At 53.0% G+C, this 217-nt stretch carries 1 protein-coding gene; it reads right to left on the reverse strand.

What is annotated here, in order from left to right; genetic code table 11:
- A partial coding sequence (locus ACXAH9_RS17265; RefSeq protein ID WP_474896098.1) for a hypothetical protein occupies window positions 1-217 on the reverse strand: 217 nt, incomplete at both ends.

The raw sequence follows: 217 nt of genomic DNA on the forward strand, positions 1-217 counted from the left end.
GTCCAGACTTAAATTATCAGTGGTCACCACACCCGTGCCATTAGGGGTCAACACTATGTTGCCATTCACATCCGTGCTGCTGATCGTATTTCCATCTACCTGGATATTGTCCGTGTTCGTAACCGTAAAACTTCCTGCCGCCGGAGTGGTCGCTCCGATCGCTGTGCCGTCAATGTTGCCGCCGTTAATATCAGCTGTCGTCAGCGTGCCCGTCGTG

The organism is Ekhidna sp. ABH4_415, from assembly GCF_056161305.1.